This is a genomic window from Burkholderia sp. BCC1640 (assembly GCF_902833125.1).
In the GTDB taxonomy this organism is placed as follows: Bacteria; Pseudomonadota; Gammaproteobacteria; order Burkholderiales; family Burkholderiaceae; genus Burkholderia; species Burkholderia diffusa.
Window position 1 is genome coordinate 1 of sequence record NZ_CADFEF010000103.1, and the last position, 874, is coordinate 874.

Consider the following 874-nt stretch of genomic DNA (forward strand, 5'->3'; position numbering starts at 1 on the left):
CGAGCATTACAACGAGAAGCATCCCCATAGCGCGCTGAAATACCGCTCGCCTCGCGAGTTCCGGCGCTCGATGGATTCAGCAACCTTAGTGTGATGCCGTGTCCGGTATTACAGGGGCAACTCCAATCGCAGTACCTTGATGATCGCGATCGACCCGAGGACGCATGCTGCGATCGACCAAGGTCCATATGGCATGTAGTGGGTAACAGCTACGCCCAACAGAGCTGCAATTACGGGCGTGATCGTGAGCATCAATGGCGCGCGCGCCCATATCCGCACGGCCGGACGAAGACGTCGTAAGAAAGCGCCGCAAGTTCAGGAAATAGGATCGACGCAATACCAATCACCGACGCAGCCTTGGCGATACCGCCCATGAAGCAAAGAGAGGCAAAGATGCCCAACAGGAGGATTCGGGAGTCTGGCTTGAACATGGAGCGGACTTCTCTGGAGCGCAGTAGGATTGAGACTTGTTGGACTTTCACCGCCAGGTCGCCTGAAAACCACGACACCATTGCGACTTGATCGTAGTTTTGCGTAGAGTCGACCGAACGGGCCACACAATGACTTTCATTGAACCCGGGGACTCAGCGGCGGAGTCTGAAGGAAATTGCAAAAGCGGGCGAGAGCCTCAGGGGACTGACCCGACCGTCAGCACGACGGTTTCCTCTAGGGAAACACTGATTTATCCGGCTCTGTGGTCATCGCTGACGCAGCCGAGGACGTTGTAGAAGATAGTTCACGGAACGGGCCCACGACGATGAAACGGCAAATGAGCTTTGCGGAAGCGGAAAGCACGGGCAAGAAGCGCATGACTCGGCGCCAGCGTTTCCTGGAAGAGATGGAGAAGCTCGTGCCGTGGTCGCGATTGCTGACG

The 874-nt window shown here is 56.6% G+C and carries 1 protein-coding gene and 1 pseudogene; one reads left to right on the top strand and one right to left on the bottom strand.

Features of this window, described 5'->3' with window-relative positions; genetic code table 11:
* Positions 1 to 251: 251 nt before the first annotated feature.
* A complete protein-coding gene (locus HWX25_RS32645) occupies positions 252 to 557 on the bottom strand; it encodes a hypothetical protein (protein ID WP_175912716.1) in 306 nt (101 codons plus the stop codon).
* 200 nt (positions 558 to 757) lie between these two features.
* Here HWX25_RS32645 and HWX25_RS32650 point away from each other — a divergent pair.
* A pseudogene (locus HWX25_RS32650) lies at positions 758 to 874 on the top strand (IS5/IS1182 family transposase); the annotation flags it as partial.